This is a genomic window from Sulfurovum sp., from assembly GCF_041551015.1.
Lineage (GTDB): Bacteria > Campylobacterota > Campylobacteria > Campylobacterales > Sulfurovaceae > Sulfurovum.
Map to the genome: position 1 here is coordinate 1 of NZ_JBFENQ010000199.1, position 2,291 is coordinate 2,291.

Below are 2,291 nucleotides of genomic sequence, written 5' to 3' on the forward strand. Positions count from 1 at the left end.
CCTTTACACCTAAATACTCACCTACTCGTTGTGCTTTAGCAAAGTTCTCTTCATGATAGCCCGGTTTCTGATGGAGTTTCATATAGACACCCTCTACTTCATAACCCTCTTTTTGTAAGAGTATAGATGTCACAGTAGAATCTACACCTCCACTCATACCAACTAGTACTTTCTTTTTCATATCAATTCACTTTCTTTATCTGTATTGCTATCTCTTCATCTACATTGACTAAAGAGCCCTCTGCTATCATTTTATCCTCTGATACAAGACTTACTTTTTCTAAATCTACATGTGTAATATCTATCCTAGACCCTATTTCCAACGCTTTACTTTGCACTGTGCCAAATGAGATCTTTAGGACTTTATATTTTTTAGTATCAACTTGTCTAATAGTATCTTTATGCAAATAGACAATTTCTGCTCCATGCGTATTTTCCATAGATTTTAGTCGTGTATTTGCACAGATAGTATCTCCATCCACCAATAAGAATTCCAATGTATCAATCCCTGTAAGAAGTACATCATCTACACTTAATTTTTTAAGCTTGTTACTGCGTACAGTGACAAGTGGTAATGTTAATTCATACGTAGGATAAGATGTATGCTTTTGCATCATCTTCGCTAAATGGAGAGCCTGCGTTTCATGCTTCATCCAAGTCCCCGATAAACTGCTCTAAAAGATACTCTTTAGAAGCAATTATAAGATCATCCGGCACCTCTTGTCCTACAGAGAAATAACTCATAGGCAATTTATATAATAACATAAAATTTAACAACGTTCCAAAATGCTTCGTCTCGTCAAATTTACTGATAATAACTGAGTATGGATCCAAGAATGAGAAGTTCTTATAAAGGTCATCCATATCTTCATATTTTACCGTCGCAGGAAATACGAGGTTAACTTCTAAGTTTCTAGGCATATCACAGTTAACAAATTCAATCGTTTTAATGAATTTTTGTGTGTCATAAGGAGACATACCTGCTGTGTCTACCAGTATGACATCATAATCTTCCAAAGCTTCCAATCCTGTGGAAAAATCTTCAACACTGTCTACAGTAATATGTTCAAGTTGCATGATATCAGCATAGTGTGCAAGCTGTTCAAAAGCACCTACCTTATAACTGTCAAGGTTTAAAAGGGCTACTTTGTAAGGTCGGTCCATCAAGTAGGCATAACGTGCAGCCAATTTGGCTATAGTAGTCGTTTTACCTACACCTGTCGGACCTACAAGCATGATGATTTTAGGTTCATCCAATGTCTCTTTATATACTTCCAGATTCTCATCTATCTCTTCAAGTAAATAAGAAACTAAAAGTGTAGCATCATCGAGTATATTACTTCCTATTAATGACATTAAGACATCATCTAACCAAGTCTTTGCGATACCTTTTTTCATGAAAAGTCTTTTTACCTTTTGCATGACACTATCATCTTCTGAATCTAACATTTCCTCTTTCATTAAGGACAATTGTTTTTTTAATTCACCCAATTCTGCCAACAGTGATTCATCTTCTTCTTTTTTAGGATTACTATGCTCCGTAGAAATTTTACCAAAAGACTTTTCCATAAAAAGGTCTTTTGGTACAGCAATGCTTACTTCAGAACGTAACCTACCATCTTCATATTTAATCTGCTTTGCTGAAATGAGTTCAACACCCTCTCCATACTTTTTCACAGCTTGTTCGTATGCACTTTTAGGATCAGAAGCTACAAATGTTTCATTAATCATTGTATATTGCCTTTCATCATTGATAATGGGATCAATACAGACTCTCGTTCTCTCCAACCTGGATGAGGAAGTGTCAGTTCTTTTGTTTCCATTTTCACATTTTCATAAAATATTATATCTATATCTAACGTTCTAGGCCCGTCTTTAAAAAGACGTTTACGCCCAAAAACTTTTTCTACACGTAACACGTAACGCAATAACGCTCTAGGGCTTAGAAATGTCTCTACTAGCATTAGAGAGTTATAAAAATCTCCCTGCTCTGTGTATCCAAAAGGAGGATTTTTCACTATAGGTGCTGTCTCTATAACATGCAGCAAAGAAGATCTCTTCAAATAGTGAAAAAGATGTTCAAAGCGACGTACAACATCACCAATATTTCCACCGATCCCCAGTAGCGCTCTATAACCACTATGACTTGGCAAGATGCAAGGAAATTCTTTTGTCTTAATTAAAGTGTTTTTTGCATCTATTTTTTTTCTTATCATAGCATAACCAACCTACAGGACAACAGCTTTACCGTCTATCATCGCTACCATATCTTCAATGCGAATACCAAACTC

4 protein-coding genes are annotated in these 2,291 nt (G+C 35.6%); all 4 read right to left on the minus strand.

The window, feature by feature from the left end:
- The coding region (locus ABZC96_RS09725) for a 7-cyano-7-deazaguanine synthase (protein WP_373030790.1) at positions 1-181 on the minus strand (181 nt) is incomplete at its 3' end.
- Between the two features lies 1 nt (position 182).
- Positions 183-653, minus strand: a complete 471-nt coding sequence (locus ABZC96_RS09730) for a hypothetical protein (RefSeq protein WP_373030792.1) — start codon at positions 651-653, stop codon at positions 183-185.
- Positions 643-1,731 carry a flagellar biosynthesis protein FlhF gene (locus ABZC96_RS09735; protein ID WP_373030794.1) on the minus strand — a complete coding sequence of 363 codons (1,089 nt, stop codon included), beginning with the start codon at positions 1,729-1,731 and terminating at the stop codon, positions 643-645. The genes ABZC96_RS09730 and ABZC96_RS09735 overlap by 11 nt, the downstream gene beginning before the upstream one ends.
- Positions 1,728-2,216 carry a 2-amino-4-hydroxy-6-hydroxymethyldihydropteridine diphosphokinase gene (gene folK / locus ABZC96_RS09740; protein ID WP_373030795.1) on the minus strand — a complete coding sequence of 163 codons (489 nt, stop codon included), beginning with the start codon at positions 2,214-2,216 and terminating at the stop codon, positions 1,728-1,730. Before folK ends, ABZC96_RS09735 begins: the two co-directional genes overlap by 4 nt.
- Between the last annotated feature and the right edge of the window lie 75 nt (positions 2,217-2,291).